This is a genomic window from Pseudomonadota bacterium, assembly GCA_013285445.1.
Classification (GTDB): domain Bacteria; phylum Pseudomonadota; class Gammaproteobacteria; order Xanthomonadales; family Wenzhouxiangellaceae; genus Wenzhouxiangella.
On the sequence record CP053448.1, the window covers coordinates 2,023,422 to 2,039,532 of the forward strand.

Consider the following 16,111-nt stretch of genomic DNA (forward strand, 5'->3'; position numbering starts at 1 on the left):
CGAACCCCGTCAGTGAACCTGTCGATGGTCGCCGGCCTCCGGCGCGGCATTGCCGGCCAGATCGTAGGGCAGCTTGACCTGCTCGAGGCCAAACTGCTTGAACACCGGCTGGAGCTGATGATGAATCAACGGATAGAGCTGTCGCGTCAGGCTGCCGTGATTCTCGCTGAAGGTCTTGAACGGCATCGCTTCGCCATCGAACTGCTGATAGACCGTCTGCAGGACCAGCTCGATGGTGAACAATGGCTGGTCGGCGTGTTCGGCCTCGCGGCTGCCCCGGCACATCATGTGTGCCGTGACCTGGTAGCGCGGCATGTCCCCCTCGTAGGCCATCTCACGCGGCGTCAGCTTGAGCTCAACCTTGGCGCTGAAGGTCTGACCGGGGCCGACGATCTCGGCCAGCTCCCCGTGCAGCCGAGTGACCTGGGTATGGGCCAGGCCGAACCGATCCAGGAGGTTGATCATGTGCATTCCATAAGCGAAGACTGCTGTCAGAGATGGCAGCCACCGCATCCGGTTTCAAGCACTTCCCCCGATACCGGGAGACTGCCGGCACCAAAAACGCAAAGCGCCCGCCGGGGATCGGCGGGCGCTGTGTCTGCGGTCATGGGCATTCAGGGGGTGAAAGTCACCACGCTGACGGCCAGACCTTCGGCATCGTCTTCACCGAAGCCCAAGGGCAGATAGTCGTTGGCCAGCCAGCGCATCAGCTGGTTGGTGTAGAACGGGCTGACCAGAACTCCGCTGCGGCCGCCGGGAAGGATCTCGGCGACATTGGGCTTGCCTGGCGTCATCTCGGCAACCGTTCGACGGGCCGGACCCGCTCCGAACATGAAGTCATTGAGCCCGTCGGCGCGCACGCCGTGCGAGGCCGCGTCGACGGTCTGGTAGCCACCGGCGCGGGCGACGCCGGGCAGACCCTCGCCCAGGTCGGACAGTCCGCCGCCGTTGGGCACGTTGAACGGATCGGCGCCCAGCGGGTGTGCGAACACAATGCGATGGAGCTTGCCCCAGCGATAGTCGCTCAGATCGGTCGAGTGACCGAACGCCGGCGCGAACTCGTCGCCGGCCAGCCGCTCCAGCGCACCAGCGAGGCTGGCCAGCAGAATGGTATCGCGGGCTGACGCCATGTCAGGAGCACCATCGACATTGAAAAACGGCACGCCCGAAACCCCGAAGCCCTGCAGGCTGTCGAAGTTGGCCAGCAGATGATGCAGCGCGCGAATGACATCGGCCGAACCGGGCCGCTGATCGCCAAGCTGCAGCGCTTCCAGCGTGCCATCAATGGTGTTGGCGATGACCTGGCCGCGCCAGGCCGCATAGATCGTGGCCGCCACCGAGTTCGCCACCTGTTCGGGGGTCGGGTCGACCCCGGCGGGTTTACCGGGATCCCAGCCCTCGGTCAGACCGGTCGGAGTCGAGAAGTCCCAGTCGGCCAGGTAGCCCATGGCACCCTGAATGGCCGGGCTGGCGGCAAACTGGGCCATCCCCGGCCAGGCCCCTTCGGCCATTGCATTCTCGAAGGCTTCAAGCAGAAACGGCACCAGCAGCTCGGCGTCGAACAGCTGATTATTGGCCTGCAGCGCCTTCATGTCGTCGACGGTGATATCACCTCGCGCGATCAGATCCTGCAGGACCCGGTCGATCCGCGCTATGCGCAGCGGCGAATAGGACGGATTGAGGTAATAGATGCCGTTGCCGCCGGGCCGAAGCTGGTTGAGCGGATTGTTGTCCAGGGTCGTTCCAACCGGATCGTTGTTGCCGTTGGCGATATAGCCCGACTCCGGATTGATGACGTGCGGCATCTCCGAGCGCGGCAGCGCGGCGAACGGGAATCCACGCGGCGAGTTCTCGTCGGCCGGCAGCCATTCGTGGTCAAGTGCGCCAGTCCCGTCGCGAAGCAAAAACGGCGGCACGCCACCGGAGACCTCCAGGCTCTGCAGATCCTCGCGCAGCGGCACGGCACCGGTGGTGAAATAGGCGATATTGCCTTCTACATCGGCGTAAACGACGTTCTGCGAGCCAAAAGTCCAGTTGCCGATCGCCGCCTGGAATTCATCGATATTCCGTGCCCGCTCGAAGCCGCGCAGCGTCGATAGTTCGAAGGTCGGCCCCCAGCCGGCGTACTGCACCGAGATCGCCGAAGTGGCGTCGGGCTGCGCCACGATGGGGCCATTGTTGCGGCGCGGCACCAGGAAGGTGATGCCGCCGGCGTCGTAGCCAACGTTGGCGCGCACGACCGAATTGGCTTCCTCGTTACCGATCTGGTTGACGAAATAGCTCTGGAAGGCGTAGAGCACCGGCTCGGGCTCACCGTCGAACAGCGTATGGGTGGGCAGGCCGTAGCCGTTGACCAGCAGGTCTTCCTGAAAGTAGTCGGTGACATCGATGTTGTGATTGGTCAGCCCCCAGCAGATATGCAGGTTGCAGCCGAGCAGCGTCAGTGGTGTGCCGGGCAGCGTGATGCCGCTGACCACCCGGCCCTCGTCGCGAATGACGATATTCTCATTGGTGAACAGGGCGGGCATGTCGAGGCTCAGATGCGGATCATTGGCCATCAGCGGGTAGCCGTTGGCGGTGTGCTCACCGGACACCACCCACCAGTTGCTGCCGGCGCGGTTGGTGGCGTTGCCGATAGTCGAACCCAGCAACGGGAGATCGCGCACCCGCTCCATGTAGTCGCTCAGGCTGTCCACGACATTCGGCTCGAGCTGCGGGAGATTGTTCCAGGCCGACGACCCGGTCGATGCCTTTGGCGCATGGCCAGCTTCAACCGAGGCGGCATCACCGGGAACCGGGATGATCCCGACTCGCTCGAAGAAATCCGGTACGGTCACCCGACCGTCTTCGGGCTGGCTGCGCGAAAGATCCTCGAAAAACAGCGCGACACCGTCAAAGCCGACGACCTCGCCCACGCCCTGGTAGGTCGCCAGGCGAATCGTTCGGTCAACCACGCCCGAGTCGAAAGACAGCTGGAACGCGAGAAGTTTGCCGAGCACCAGGGAATCGACCGGCGACCACGGCTCGACCGTCGTCAGCTCGAGCACACCGTACTCCGGGGGCAGCTGGCCAGCGGCCTCGGCGGCCGCAATGGCGGCATTGACGCCATCGGCATAGGCCTTGGCCCAGCCCTTTTCGTCGCTACCCAGATTCACCCAGGTGGCCAGCGCACCGCGGCGCAGGCCAAGGGTGCGCAGCTGTACGTCACTTGCCAGTGCGGCCGGCCCAAGCAACTCGGCCAGCGTGCCGGATGCGACCCGGCGCAGATAATCCATCTGGAACAACCGATCCCGGGCGTGCAGGAAGCCACGCACGAAATTCACGTCGGTTTCGGTTTCTCCGACGATGGTCGGAATGCCGTTGGAGTCGGTATAGACGGTCACCTCGCCGGAGATGCCCGGCACCTGAATGGTTTGCGCCTGGGCGCTCACAGCCAGAGCCAGCCCGGCGATCAGAGTAGCGATTGTTTTCATGCTTGGAGTCCCCGAGAGTTTTGCAGAATGCACGATTATGGCACAGAAACCGGCCTTGACATCAAGTCCGCCACCTGCGCGCCTCCGGACAGGATTCGCACGAGTTTAACCGGAGCCAAAGCTGCGCTTATAATACGCCCCCGGTTCAAAATGGCCGGCCTGGCACTCCGGCTGCCGGCACAATCATCAAGAGGAGTCATCATGGCGCGCACGGTCGCCGCATTCAAGGTCGATTATTTCCAGTTTCTCAAGCCCGATGGAACCCTGGTTCACGACCAGCAGATTCCCGCGCTGGCGCGCGATCTCAAGCGGCTGGTGGAACTCTACAAGCTCATGGTGCTGACCCGAACTTTTGACAAAAAAGCGATCACGCTGCAGCGCACCGGCAAGATCGGCACCTACGCCTCGAGTCTGGGTCATGAGGCTGCGCATATTGCCGTCGGGGCCGCCATGAAGGACGAGGACTGCCTGGCGCCGTCCTACCGTGAATACGGTGCCCAGTTCTATCGCGGCGTCAAGCTGACCGACGTGCTGCTGTACTGGGGCGGGGACGAACGCGGCAATGACTTCGAAATCCCGCGACACGACTTTGCCTGGTGCGTGCCGATCGCCACCCAGTGCCTGCACGCCGCGGGCGCCGCCATGGCGTTCAAGCTGCGCAAGGAAACCCGGGTCGCGGTCGCCATAGTCGGCGATGGCGGCTCGTCCAAAGGCGATTTTCTCGAGGCGATCAACGCCGGCAGCGCCTGGAAGCTGCCGCTGGTCCTGGTCATTGTCAATAATCAGTGGGCCATTTCGGTGCCGCGCAGCAAGCAGAACAAGGCCAGCACCCTGGCCCAGAAAGGCATCGCCGGCGGCCTGCCCAGCATCCAGGTCGACGGCAACGACCTGATTGCCTGCGTCTGGGCCATGGAAAAGGCCGTCAACGCAGCACGCCAGGGCAAGGGCGCATTCGTGATCGAGATGTTGACCTACCGGCTCGGTGATCACACCACCGCCGACGACGCCCGCCGCTACCGGCCGGCCGAGGAAGTCGAACAGGCCTGGGACAACGAGCCGATCAAACGCCTCAGGGCTTACCTGATCAACCAGGGCGCCTGGGACGACCAGAAGGAGGAGGCACTGAACGTCGAATGTAAGGAATGGGTCCAGCAGGCCGCCGACGAGTACTTCGACATCATCGAGAATGATCCCCAGCCGGTCACGGCCATGTTCGATCACATGTTCGAGCAGCTGCCCCATGACCTGGTGGAACAGCGCGCGCTGGCCGAGCGCTACGCCGACGACGGAGGGCATCACTGATGGCGGCGATTACTCTGATTGAAGGCGTGACCATGGCCCTGGCCCGTGCCATGCAGGATGACCCTGCCGTCGTCGTGCTGGGCGAGGATGTGGGCGTCAACGGTGGCGTGTTTCGAGCCACAGCCGGACTGCACGAACGCTTCGGCGATGAACGCGTTATCGACACGCCGCTGGCTGAAGTCATGATCGCCGGCATGAGCGTCGGTATGGCCGCACACGGCATGAAGCCGGTTGCCGAAGCGCAGTTCTGTGGCTTTTCCATCCCGATGCTGGACCATATCTTCTGTCACGCCAGCCGTATGCGCAACCGAACCCGCGGACGCCTGTCGTGCCCGATGGTGCTGCGCTTCCCGTCCGGCGGCGGCATCCACGCACCGGAGCTGCACTCCGAAAGCCCCGAGACCCTGTTTGGCCACATTCCGGGTTTGCGGGTGGTCATCCCGTCCTCGCCGTCGCGGGCCTACGGCCTGCTGCTGGCCGCCATTCGCGACCCGGATCCGGTCATCTTCATGGAACCCAAACGCATCTACCGCTGGCAGAAGGAAGAAGTCGCCGACGACGGCGAAGAACTGCCATTGGATGTGTGCTATACCTTGCGCGACGGCAGTGATCTGACCCTGGTCACCTGGGGGGCCATGGTCAAGGAAACGCTGGCCGCCGCCGACCAGCTCGAGGGCGAAGGCATCAGCGTAGAAGTCATCGATGTGGCCACGGTCAAACCCCTCGACATGGACACGATCGTCGAATCCGTCGAACGGACCGGACGCTGCGTGATCGTCCAGGAAGCACCCCGACACTGCGGTCTGGCAGCCGAGATCGCCGCCAGCCTGGCCGACATCGGCATCTGGAATCTGCACGCACCGGTCAAGCGCGTCTGCGGCTACGATGTTGTCATGCCGCTCTACCGTAACGAGATGAAGTATATGCCCAGCGTCAAGCGTATCGTCGACGCGGCCCAACAGGTCCTGGAGGTTTCATGAAAGTTTTCAATCTGCCCGATCTCGGCGAAGGGCTGCCCGATGCCGAAATAGTGGAATGGCTGGTGTCCGAAGGTGACGAAGTCGACATCGATCAACCGCTGGTCTCGATGGAAACGGCCAAGGCTGTCGTCGAGGTACCCAGCCCGTTCGAGGGCCGCGTTGTCAAGTTCCACGGCGGCCCGGGCGACGTGATCCAGACCGGCGCACCACTGGCTGAATTCGAGGTCGCCGGCGAAGCCGACGAGCCGGCCGAGGCCGAGGATAGCGCTGCAGAACAGGCGACATCAGACGAACGCGAAAGCGCGCCTGGTGCCGACTCGCAGGATGAACCCGACTTCGAGGAAATCGAAATTGACGACGGCGATTTTGACCGCGACATCGACACCCCGGCCGAGTCTGCTTCGGAACAGCAGGAAACAAGCGCCGCCCAGGAGCCTCAGCCGCATCTCCACGATGAAGACGAAAGTCCCGAGCCTGGCGAAGAGAAGGACGAAAGCGACTCGGGCACCGTGGTCGGCAGCGTCCAGAGCAGCGGTGAAGTCCTGACCGAGCGCACCAGCCAAATCGGCGGCGTCAAGGTCACGCCAGCAGTTCGCGCACTCGCGCGCAAGTTGCGCGTTGATCTGACCCGGGTCGAGCCAAGCGGTGCCGACGGAGTAGTCACCGCGGCGGACGTGCGCCAGGCGGCCCCGTCCCAGCAGGCCGGATCCGGGCCCGAGCCGAGAGGCAACGAGCAAGCTGCCTCGTCCGCCGCTTCCGCCGAGTCACCGGCGCGCAGCGCCAGCCGGGAGGATTCCGGGACCGCTACGCCCGCGCCATCTGCCGCAGATGGTGACTGGCAGCCACTGCGTGGAACGCGCCGCACCATGGCACGCGCAATGAGCGAGTCCCATGCACGCGTGGTACCGACCACGCTGATGGATGATGCAGATATCCAGGCCTGGCGAAGTGGTGAGGACGTGACCTACCGGCTTCTGCGCAGCCTGGCAGCCGGCGCCCGCGCCGAACCCGGTCTCAACGCCTGGTTCGACGATGAACAAAACATGCGCATGGTTCACAAGGGTATGGATGTGGGCATGGCGGTCGATACCGGGGACGGACTGTTTGTCGCCCGCCTGCGCGGCGTTGACAAGGGCTCGCGCGAGGACGTGCGCGCAGAAATTAATCGCCTCAAGGACAATGTCAGAAACCGCAGCATTCCGCCGGAGGACCTCAAGGACTACACCATCATGCTGTCGAACTTCGGTGTATTTGCGGGCCGCTACGCCACGCCCATCATCAACCCGCCGTGCGTGGCCATTGTGGCCGCCGGCGTGGTGCGCCATGAAGTGGTCCCGGTTCTCGGCGGCATCGAGGTGCATCGCATGATTCCGCTGTCGCTGACCTTCGACCACCGGACGGTCACCGGCGGCGAGGCAGCGCGTTTTCTGCGGGCCATGCTCGACGACCTGTCACAGGCGGAGTAGGAACATCCGGTGTTCCTGGCGGCCGGGTTCGGAGTGTGGCATGAGCATCTGCCTCCTGACCGGGACGGGACTCTGGCTGCCGGTTCTGAACCAGCCGCATGAAGGGCCACGTCGCACCCAATATGATCATCGGTGCCTGCGAGTGGGTGGCGCTGCCCGAGCTGGGCATCGACCGCCTGCGCGCGCGGGTCGATACGGGCGCCAGATCCTGCGCCCTGCACGCCAGCATTATCGAGCGCACTGAGCGCGACGGCGTCGATCGCGTCGTCTTTCACGTCCACATGGGCCATCCTGAGCCCAACCGCTGGCAGCGCTGTGAGGCCGACCTCCATCGCATTCGGCGCGTACGCAACACGTCCGGTGAGATGGAGGAGCGCTTCGCGATCCGCACGCCTCTGGTCATCGGTCATTCGCGCTGGGATGTGGACATCACCCTGACCAATCGTGAGAAAATGCGCTATCGCATGCTGCTGGGTCGCACGGCAATGGAAAACCACGCCCTGGTCTACCCGGCGCGCACATTTCTGCAGGGCAAGCCGCGCCTGTAAACGATCAAAACTCATTCCTGAGGGGCTCGCCGACCATGCGCATCGCCATACTCTCACGCAGCCGCCGCATCTATTCGACCCGTCGGCTGTACGACGCGGCCATTGAGCGCGGCCATGACGTCCAGGTCGTCGATACATTGCGCTGCTACATGAACATCGCCTCGCATCGCCCCACCATGCACTTCAGGGGTCAGCAGCTCGAGCCGTTCGACGCCGTGATTCCGCGCATTGGCTCCTCGATCACCTTCTACGGAACCGCGGTGCTGCGTCAGTTCGAGATGATGGGAACCTTTCCGCTCAACGAATCGGTGGCGGTTACCCGCTCGCGCGACAAGCTGCGCTCGCTGCAGCTGCTCGCGCGCCGCGGGATCGGTCTGCCGGTCACCGGGTTCGCCCGCGCTCCGGACGATATCGGCGACGTCATCGAAATGGTGGGCGGTGCGCCGCTGGTCGTCAAGCTGCTCGAAGGCACACAGGGCATTGGGGTTGTGCTGTGCGAGACGCGCAAGGCCGCCGAGAGCGTGCTGGAGGCCTTCATGGGACTGGATGTTTCCATCATGGTGCAGGAATACATCAAGGAGGCCGGCGGTGCCGATATCCGCTGCTTCGTGGTGGGAGAAAAGGTGGTGGCAGCCATCAAGCGGCAGGCCAAGCCGGGCGAATTCCGGTCCAATCTGCACCGGGGAGGCACGGCTTCGCTGATCAAGATCACGCCTGAAGAGCGCTCGACGGCGGCGCGAGCCGCTCGCATCATGGGCCTCAACGTGGCCGGCGTTGATTTGCTGCGCTCCAATCACGGTCCGCTGGTCATGGAAGTCAACTCCTCGCCGGGCCTGGAAGGAATCGAAACGGCCACCGGCAAGGATGTCGCCGGCATGATCATCGGCTTTCTCGAAAAAAACGCAAGGAAGAACAAGACCCGCACCCGCGGGAAGGGGTGAAGGCGGGATCCCGGGGGGCCGAATCGGGGTCTTGAAATCCTGTCGTATGCCCCTACCTTACCTACCGCAAGCACAAGGGTGCTTGCCGACGACATTGTTGTTCGTCTGTCTTTCTCAATTCATTAACTGATTGTCTTGAGGAGGTGACACGTATGGCAATGACCCAAATGACCACGCCGAGTCAATGGTTCCGACGCGGTTCCCTGCCAACGGTTTCGGGCCTGACCGGCGACTCGTTGCGCGACGATCCGTTTGCGCGTATCCACGACGAGATGAACCGGCTGTTCGACAGCTTTTTCGGCAACACCGGCTGGTCGGTTTCGCAGCCCCTGAGCGGCAGCGGTGCCAGCCTGGCCGCGGTCATGCAGCCCCAGCTCGATATCTTCGAAACCGAAGACAGCTATCAGCTCTCGGTCGAGCTGCCCGGCGTGGATCGTGACAGCGTCGATCTGAGCGTCGACGACGATGCTCTGGTCATTCGTGCCCGCAAGGAGCGCGAAGTCAAGACCGGCAATGACAACCAGTATCACCGGGTCGAACGTCGTTTCGGCCGGTTCGAGCGGATGCTGACCCTTCCGGCGGATGCCGACAGCGATCAGATTTCCGCCGAGCTCAGCAACGGCGTACTGGAGGTCACCATTCCGCGTCGCAAGGACATCGAATCCGTCCGCGGACGCCGCATCGAGATCAAGAGCAGCTGACCAAGGCCGTCTGGACTTACCGGGGTGGCTTCCCGCCACCCCATTTTTTGCCGGCGGCTGAGTGTGACCTAAGGAGCCTCTGAACATCTCTGCGCGCGAGCGCAGGACTGGCTGTCGCCAATTCAAGCGAGTGCAACGCCGCCCACGGCGCTTGTGCGGCGGCCCTTCGGGAGCCGCTGTGCGGACAAGGCGCAAGCTAGGGCGCGAGTGAATTCATGAAGAATGCGGGCTAGCGTACCAGCGACGCAGCCAGCCCAGTGAGAGCAGCGTCAGAAAAACCAGATAGGCGGCCGCTACCGCGATCACGTTGCGCGCCAGGCCGTCGACATCCAGTAGCGCGTGCAATCCAAGCAATGTACCCACACCGCCCACAACGGCAGCGGCTGCTGTGGCCCGGTCCAACCAGCGATCGCGCGTCGGTCGTCCGGAAGGAGCCGAGTAGCCATACAGCCACAGCAGGAAGATCACGACCGGGGCCAGAATCAGCAGGTCAATCACCATCAGTTTCGTTTCCTTTGGACGGGGCAGCGCTGCACCGGGCGTCATCGCCAACGCTGAATGTCAGCACCGGCAGACCGTCAATTTCGGCGCGCACCCGATCACCGATTTGCAGTGCGGAAACACCGGCCGGCGTGCCGGTAAAAATCACGTCTCCGGCCGAAAGCGTTACCTGCTGCGAAAGCCGGCTGAGCAGCGCTCCGGTCGACCAAATCATGTCGCCCAGTGTGGCTTGCTGGTGCAGCCGACCGTTGACGGCCAGAGTGATGCGGCAACCGGGCTTTGGCTGCCAGCAATCGGCCCGCACCAGGGAAGCAATCGGCGCAGATTGATCGAATCCCTTGCTCATCTCCCAGGGGTGTCCCGCCTGCTTGGCCCGGGACTGGACGTCGCGTCGGGTCAGATCGACGCCCACGGCATAGCCGAACACGGCTCGCGCCGCCTGCCCGGGCGAAAGATTCCGTCCGCCGCGCCCGACAACGGCAACCATCTCCACTTCGTGATGCAAGACACCGGTATCCGGAGGAAAGGCGATCTCGTCACGCTGCACCAGGGCCTGAGCCGGCTTTGAAAAGAACACCGGCTCGCCCGGTTCGGCACCCATCTCGCGCGCGTGCTCAACATAGTTTCGGCCCACGCACCAGACGTGGCGCGCGGGAAACAGGCTGCCATCGGTAACCGCCAGGGTCGGCGGCTGCCATTGCACCGTCTGCAAACTCATCCCAGCGCCCGGATACCAACCGCCTCGCGCAGTCTGGCGATGAATGGCTGGCTGATTTCCCTTGCCCGCTCGGCGCCACATTCGAGCGCTTGCTCGACCTGTTCGGGATTGTTGATCAGAGCGTCGTAGCGTTCTCGCGCACTGGCGAGCTCCGCATCGACCAACTCAAACAGCTGCTGCTTGACCTCTCCCCAGGCGATGCCATCGGCAAAGGCCCGGCGCATCGCGTCGCGCTGCTCCGGCGTGGCAAACGCGGCGTAGACCGCGAACACAGCGGCTGAATCCGGATCCTTGGGCTCACCAGGCTCCTGCGAATTGGTCTTGATCTTCATGATCGCCTTCCGGAGCTGCCTTCCGGACAGCCACAGCGGAATGGTGTTGTCGTAGCTTTTCGACATCTTTCGCCCGTCGGTGCCCGGCAGCGTGGCGACATGCTCGTCGATCTGCGCCTCGGGCAGAACAAATTGCTCGCCGTAGCGGTGGTTGAAGCGCTGGGCAATATCACGCGCCATTTCCAGGTGCTGGAGCTGGTCACGGCCGACCGGAACCCGATGCGCGTTGAACATCAGGATATCGGCCGCCATCAGCACCGGGTAGCAGAACAAACCCATGGAAATGCCCAAATCCGGGTCCTCCGCCGCCTGCAGGTTTTCGTCAACCGCGGCCTTGTAGGCATGCGCCCGGTTCATCAGACCCTTGGCGGTCACGCAGGTCAGCAGCCAGGTCAGCTCCGCGATTTCCGGTATATCGGACTGGCGATAGAACACCGAGCGTTCCGTATCCAGTCCCAGCGCCAGCCAGGTTGCGGCAATTTCCAGAGTCGAGCGCCGAACGCGGTCGGGAGCTTCACACTTGACCAGGGCATGATAATCAGCCAGAAAGTAGAACGAATCGGTCTGTGGATCACGGCTGGCGGCAATGGCCGGCTTGATGGCGCCAACATAGTTGCCCAGATGCGGCGTACCCGTCGTGGTGATCCCGGTCAATACTCGTGCCTTGTCGGTCATCCGGCTGGTGTTTCCCGTGGCTGCAAAAGCCGTTATTTTACCCGTGATGGGCTGCAAGGCTGCGCGATTTCCCGTCGCCATTCGTCGCCAATCCGAAACCTACTTCAAACAACAGGCGTTTTTCTCGTGATCAAGGCCACCTACATCGCCACCCGACCGCAGCGTGATCCGGAGGTGCTGGCCGAACACATCGCCCGGGAACAGAGTCTTGAAACCCCGCGCGAGCTGATTTCGCCGGCGATTTCACAGCGCTATCTTGGCCGGGTGCTCGACGTCACCGAGCTGGCTGCAGGGCGTTGGTCGATGCGGATCGGCTACCCCGCCGAGCTGGCCAGCGGGCAGCTTGGGCAACTCGTGCATCTGTTATGGGGCAACGTGTCGTTCTACCCGCGTATTCGTTTGGTTGATGTTGAACTGCCTCGCACGCTGCTCGACGAGCTGGGCGGGCCGCGAGGCGGCATCCCGGGGATTCGTGAATATATCGACGTTCACGACCGCGGACTGCTGATGAGCGTGCTCAAGCCGCGCGGAACACCACCGCAGCGGCTGGCCGACATCGCGCTGCGGTTTGCGCGCGCCGGCGGCGACCTGCTCAAAGACGACCAGAACCTGGTCGAGCGCGAGCTCGACGTATTTACAAACAGAATTAATTTATGCGCGCAATCGATTGAAAAAGCAGCTGATATTACTGGACGACGATGCCTGTATCTGCCGCATGTGGCCGGCAGCGGCGACTGGCTCGATGCACAACTGGAGGTCGTGGCCGAGCGCGGCCTTGCCGGCGTCGTGATGTGCCCCTGGGTGATGGGACTGGAAACCGCATCAAACGCGGCCCGACGCCACGGACTGATGTGGCTGGCCCACCCCGCGTTCTCCGGCAGCCTGACCGAACCGGCTGATCACGGCATCCGCACTGCGGTCGCGCTGGGCACGCTGGTACGACTGGCTGGCGCCGATATCAGCATTTTCCCCGGCAGCGGCGGTCGCATCCAATCCCGTCAGGACGACAGCACAGACTCCTGCCGCGCCCTGACCCAGCCGCTTGGAAGCATGCGCCCAACCCTGCCTTGCATCGGCGGCGGCAAAACGCTCGATCATCTGCCGCAGGCGCTGCAAGAACTCGGCAGCCAGGCCGCTATTCTTGTCGGTGGCGACCTGCTGGCTCGCGGCGATGCGATGGAGGCCGACCTTGCCGCAACAATCGAACGCCTGGAAACACTCAGTCGCGAATGACCGGTATCGGCTCCATTACATCATCGACGGCGACCATGGCCAGGTGGCCCTCGATCGCAAGTTTCTGGGCACCGGACTCAACGGCTTCAACCAGAATCTGGACGCGCACACCCAGCGAGGTACGGCCCACCCTGACGACCTCGCCCACCAGCTCCACGATCGCGCCCTGCGGGATGGGGACCTTGAAGTCGACCCGATCCATGGAAACCGTCACGACCTGACAGCGGGCGAATCGCGTGGCGGTCAGAAAGGCCACCTCATCCATCCACTGCAGTGCCGTGCCCCCATAGAGCGTGCCAATGGGATTGGTGTCCTGCGGAAACACCAGCTTGGTGATGCGGGTGCGCGACCGTTCGACTCGATGGGCCTGTTCGTCCATGGAGGCAAGTATACGAGGTCAGCAACACACATGCCGGCTCCAAAAAAACCCCGCGCAATGACGGGGCTCAATCGGATCCCGGGGTGCAACCACAGGTCGGTTCTATCAGGCAGCGGCCCTGGCGGCCGCGCTCGCCTGCTCGGCGTCGAGGACCGTGGCCACGGCGTGCATGACCGAGGCAATGCGCACCGCGTGCTGGATCACGGCGCTACCGACGCCGGCGTTCTTGAGCACCTTTTCATGGCTGTCGATGCACATGCCACAGCCGTTGACGGCTGAAACCGCGAGCGACAGCAGTTCGAAGTCTGCCTTGTCGATGCCGGGATTGCCGATCACGTTCATGCGCAAACGCGCGGGCATCCTGGCGTACTCCTCGTTCGAGGCCAGGTGGATGAAGCGGTAATAGATGTTGTTCATCCCCATGATGGCGGCAGCCGCCCGCGCCGCATTGAGCCATGACTCATCGAGCACTTCGGCAGCAGCTGCTTCAAGTGAAGCCACCAGCTCACTGTTGCGGCTGGCGATTGCAGTGGCCAGGGCCGTCGCGTAGAGCTGCTCTGTTGTCATGCCCTCGGCCCGTTCCGGATCCAGCACGTTGCCGAGGTTGATACGCAAATCCCTGGCGTAGTCGGGAATGCGATGCTTGATCGATTCGATACTCATAAGGGAAACTCCCGGGTGCATTCATTCAAACAGCGGCGGAGGCGATACTGCCTCCGCCGTGACGGGCCGTGTGCCCTGCGCGTGACCGATCAGGCCGCCTGAAGCGTGTCCTGACCCGGCTCCCAGTTGCACGGGCAAAGTTCGTCGGTCTGGAGCGCATCGAGAACTCGCAGCACTTCCTTGGGATTGCGGCCGACATTCATGTCGGTTACCGAAACATGGCGGATGATGCCCTGCGGATCGACCAGAAAGGTCGCCCGGGTCGCAACACCTTCATCCGGGTGCAGGATGCCCAGCGCCGAGCTCAGTTCGCGCTTGACATCGGCCAGCATCGGAATCCTGAGGTCCTTCAGGTCGTCGTGATGCTGACGCCAGGCCAGATGCACGAACTCGGTGTCGGTGCTGGCGGCCAATACCTGGCAGTCACGATCGGCAAACTCGTCGGCGAGATCGCTGAACGCCTTGATTTCGGTCGGACAAACAAAGGTGAAATCCTTGGGGTAGAAAAACACCAGCTGCCACTTGCCTTCGTAGGTATTGTTGTCAATATCGGTAAAGGCCGTTTCGATGTCGGTGCCCACCGTGGCTTTCAGTTTGTAGTTCGGGAACTTGTCACCAATCGTCAGCATGTTATTGATCTCCTTGTAAACGTTAATGCTTTCACGTTTCCGGCGCACCGGCGATGCGCCTCTCGGTAGATAAGATAGCGACAATGATGGTATATATCCAATTGATTATTTTGATTATTTCAATAGGCTTCGCCTATTGATAGGCGTATAACTTGCAAGCAAGCGTCTTTCGCCTGTACCCCCTTACGGCCGCCGGCCTGCCAACACAGCATCGGCCGGGATTGTCATGTGAGCCCGGCGTGCGGGCTCACTCACGGCATTAGCCGGTCAGACTGTTTCGGCCGGCCCTGCCCAGGCCAGCCAGGCCTATCAAGAGCGTCATCAGCACCAGCCCAAATGGTGCCATGACCGGCACAGGTATGGCAGGTACGGCTAATACCACTATCATCCAGCACGCGGCCCGGAAACGCTTCTATACCGGGCAACGTAGCGGTCCGGCGCCGAGAATTTATGCAATAGCCGGTGTAACTGGCTGAACAGATCAGATTCTCACCGGGCTCGAGCACGGTCGGCTGTACCGGGACACCGCGCAGCCAAACCGCTTCCGGCTGCTCATTTGGACGCCAGTCAGAAGCAACACGCCTGCCGCGCGTCAGCCCGGACCGTTGACATGAAGCCCATGACACTCAACAATCCAGCGTTCGTTCAATGCCATCTGCTTCAATGAATATCCGCGCGCTGCAGTACCTGGTTACGCTCGCCGAAACCCGTCATTTCAGTCGTGCCGCAGAACGCTGCCATGTCAGCCAGCCCACGCTGAGCACCCAGATCCGCAAACTGGAGGAAACGCTGGACGTACAGCTGGTCGAGCGCCATCCACGACAGGTCATGCTCACGCCGGTGGGCGAAGAAATCGTTGCCCGGGCACGGATCATCCTGGCCGAAACCGACGCCATCCGCGCAACCGCCATGCGCGCTCGTGATCCGCACAGCGGCACCGTGCGCATCGGCATCTTCCCGACTCTGGCACCCTACCTGCTGCCGCACGTCGTGCCACAGATACGCCGTGCCTTTCCGCGCCTGACCTTGCGCCTTTTCGAGGAAAAGACCGGGGACGTGCTGGCCATGCTGGCCGAAGGACGGCTCGACGCCGGCCTGCTCGCACTGCCGGTTGGCGACGACAGCCTGGAGCAGCGGGTTCTGTTCGAGGAGCCGTTTGTTCTGGCCATGCCCGAGAACCATCCGCTCAACGGACAGCGCGAAATCACGCTCGAGCACCTCGAAGACCAGGAACTGCTGCTGCTTGAAGACGGACACTGCCTGCGCGACCAGGCGCTGGAGGTGTGCCAGCTGGCCGGCGCCCACGAAAGACTGGACTTTCACGCCACCAGCATGGAAACCCTCCGCCAGATGGTTGCCGCAAATACTGGCATTACGCTGATGCCAACCCTGGCCGTCAAACCACCGGTGGCCCATACCGAGAATGTCGTCATCCGGCCGTTCCGCGCCCCGGGTCCGAAGCGCACGATTGCCATGGTCTGGCGCAAGAGCTCTGCGCTGAGCGCATTTCTGGAAGAGCTGGCCGATTACTTCGGCCGAATCGATCCGGACCTGCTCACGCCCTGAAGCG

16 protein-coding genes are annotated in these 16,111 nt (G+C 62.9%); 8 read left to right on the top strand and 8 right to left on the bottom strand.

Translation table 11 applies throughout. The features are described 5' to 3' along the window. Positions 1-9 precede the first annotated feature (9 nt). A complete protein-coding gene (locus HND55_09185) occupies positions 10-465 on the bottom strand; it encodes a hypothetical protein (GenBank protein QKK02802.1) in 456 nt (151 codons plus the stop codon). A 149-nt stretch (positions 466-614) separates the two neighbouring features. Further along, positions 615-3,473 carry a penicillin acylase family protein gene (locus tag HND55_09190; protein QKK02803.1) on the bottom strand — a complete coding sequence of 953 codons (2,859 nt, stop codon included), beginning with the start codon at positions 3,471-3,473 and terminating at the stop codon, positions 615-617. Positions 3,474-3,674: 201 nt separating this feature from the next. Between HND55_09190 and pdhA the strand changes: the two genes are divergently transcribed. The 6 genes from pdhA to HND55_09220 all read left to right on the top strand — a co-directional run bounded on the left by pdhA (position 3,675) and on the right by HND55_09220 (position 9,411). Then, positions 3,675-4,775, top strand: coding sequence for a pyruvate dehydrogenase (acetyl-transferring) E1 component subunit alpha (gene pdhA, locus HND55_09195; GenBank protein ID QKK02804.1), 1,101 nt, complete (start codon positions 3,675-3,677; stop codon positions 4,773-4,775). Then, the gene (locus HND55_09200; GenBank protein QKK02805.1) at positions 4,775-5,755 is read left to right on the top strand and encodes an alpha-ketoacid dehydrogenase subunit beta; all 981 of its coding nucleotides are present in this window, start codon (positions 4,775-4,777) and stop codon (positions 5,753-5,755) included. Before pdhA ends, HND55_09200 begins: the two co-directional genes overlap by 1 nt. Next, positions 5,752-7,221, top strand: coding sequence for a 2-oxo acid dehydrogenase subunit E2 (locus HND55_09205; protein ID QKK02806.1), 1,470 nt, complete (start codon positions 5,752-5,754; stop codon positions 7,219-7,221). Before HND55_09200 ends, HND55_09205 begins: the two co-directional genes overlap by 4 nt. 98 nt (positions 7,222-7,319) lie before the next feature. After that, positions 7,320-7,769: an ATP-dependent zinc protease gene (locus tag HND55_09210; protein ID QKK02807.1), complete on the top strand. Its 450-nt coding sequence runs from the start codon at positions 7,320-7,322 to the stop codon at positions 7,767-7,769. Positions 7,770-7,804: 35 nt separating this feature from the next. Further along, positions 7,805-8,710, top strand: a complete 906-nt coding sequence (gene rimK, locus HND55_09215) for a 30S ribosomal protein S6--L-glutamate ligase (protein QKK02808.1) — start codon at positions 7,805-7,807, stop codon at positions 8,708-8,710. A gap of 152 nt (positions 8,711-8,862) precedes the next feature. Continuing rightward, positions 8,863-9,411, top strand: a complete 549-nt coding sequence (locus HND55_09220; protein ID QKK02809.1) for an Hsp20/alpha crystallin family protein — start codon at positions 8,863-8,865, stop codon at positions 9,409-9,411. A gap of 213 nt (positions 9,412-9,624) precedes the next feature. Here HND55_09220 and HND55_09225 read toward each other — a convergent pair whose 3' ends face one another. From HND55_09225 to HND55_09235, 3 genes are read right to left on the bottom strand one after another with little or no spacing between them, the layout of a single operon-like run. After that, positions 9,625-9,912 carry a hypothetical protein gene (locus HND55_09225; protein QKK02810.1) on the bottom strand — a complete coding sequence of 96 codons (288 nt, stop codon included), beginning with the start codon at positions 9,910-9,912 and terminating at the stop codon, positions 9,625-9,627. Beyond that, positions 9,902-10,630, bottom strand: coding sequence for a fumarylacetoacetate hydrolase family protein (locus HND55_09230; GenBank protein QKK02811.1), 729 nt, complete (start codon positions 10,628-10,630; stop codon positions 9,902-9,904). The genes HND55_09225 and HND55_09230 overlap by 11 nt, the downstream gene beginning before the upstream one ends. Next, positions 10,627-11,637, bottom strand: coding sequence for a tryptophan--tRNA ligase (locus HND55_09235; protein ID QKK02812.1), 1,011 nt, complete (start codon positions 11,635-11,637; stop codon positions 10,627-10,629). The genes HND55_09230 and HND55_09235 overlap by 4 nt, the downstream gene beginning before the upstream one ends. A 126-nt stretch (positions 11,638-11,763) precedes the next feature. On the opposite strand from HND55_09235, the gene HND55_09240 reads away from it, so the two are divergent. Beyond that, the gene (locus HND55_09240; GenBank protein ID QKK02813.1) at positions 11,764-12,870 is read left to right on the top strand and encodes a hypothetical protein; all 1,107 of its coding nucleotides are present in this window, start codon (positions 11,764-11,766) and stop codon (positions 12,868-12,870) included. On the opposite strand, the gene HND55_09245 is transcribed toward HND55_09240, so the two are convergent. The 3 genes from HND55_09245 to HND55_09255 all read right to left on the bottom strand — a co-directional run bounded on the left by HND55_09245 (position 12,857) and on the right by HND55_09255 (position 14,541). Continuing rightward, entirely contained in the window at positions 12,857-13,249 is a 393-nt protein-coding gene (locus HND55_09245; protein ID QKK02814.1) for an acyl-CoA thioesterase, read from the bottom strand. The genes HND55_09240 and HND55_09245 overlap by 14 nt on opposite strands. A 105-nt stretch (positions 13,250-13,354) precedes the next feature. Further along, positions 13,355-13,912 carry an alkyl hydroperoxide reductase gene (locus HND55_09250; GenBank protein QKK02815.1) on the bottom strand — a complete coding sequence of 186 codons (558 nt, stop codon included), beginning with the start codon at positions 13,910-13,912 and terminating at the stop codon, positions 13,355-13,357. Positions 13,913-14,001: 89 nt separating this feature from the next. Beyond that, complete coding sequence (locus HND55_09255) at positions 14,002-14,541, bottom strand: peroxiredoxin (protein ID QKK02816.1); 540 nt, start codon at positions 14,539-14,541, stop codon at positions 14,002-14,004. Between the two features lie 663 nt (positions 14,542-15,204). Between HND55_09255 and HND55_09260 the strand changes: the two genes are divergently transcribed. Beyond that, on the top strand, positions 15,205-16,107 hold the full coding sequence (locus HND55_09260) for a LysR family transcriptional regulator (protein ID QKK04056.1): 903 nt from the start codon (positions 15,205-15,207) through the stop codon (positions 16,105-16,107). Positions 16,108-16,111 lie beyond the last annotated feature (4 nt).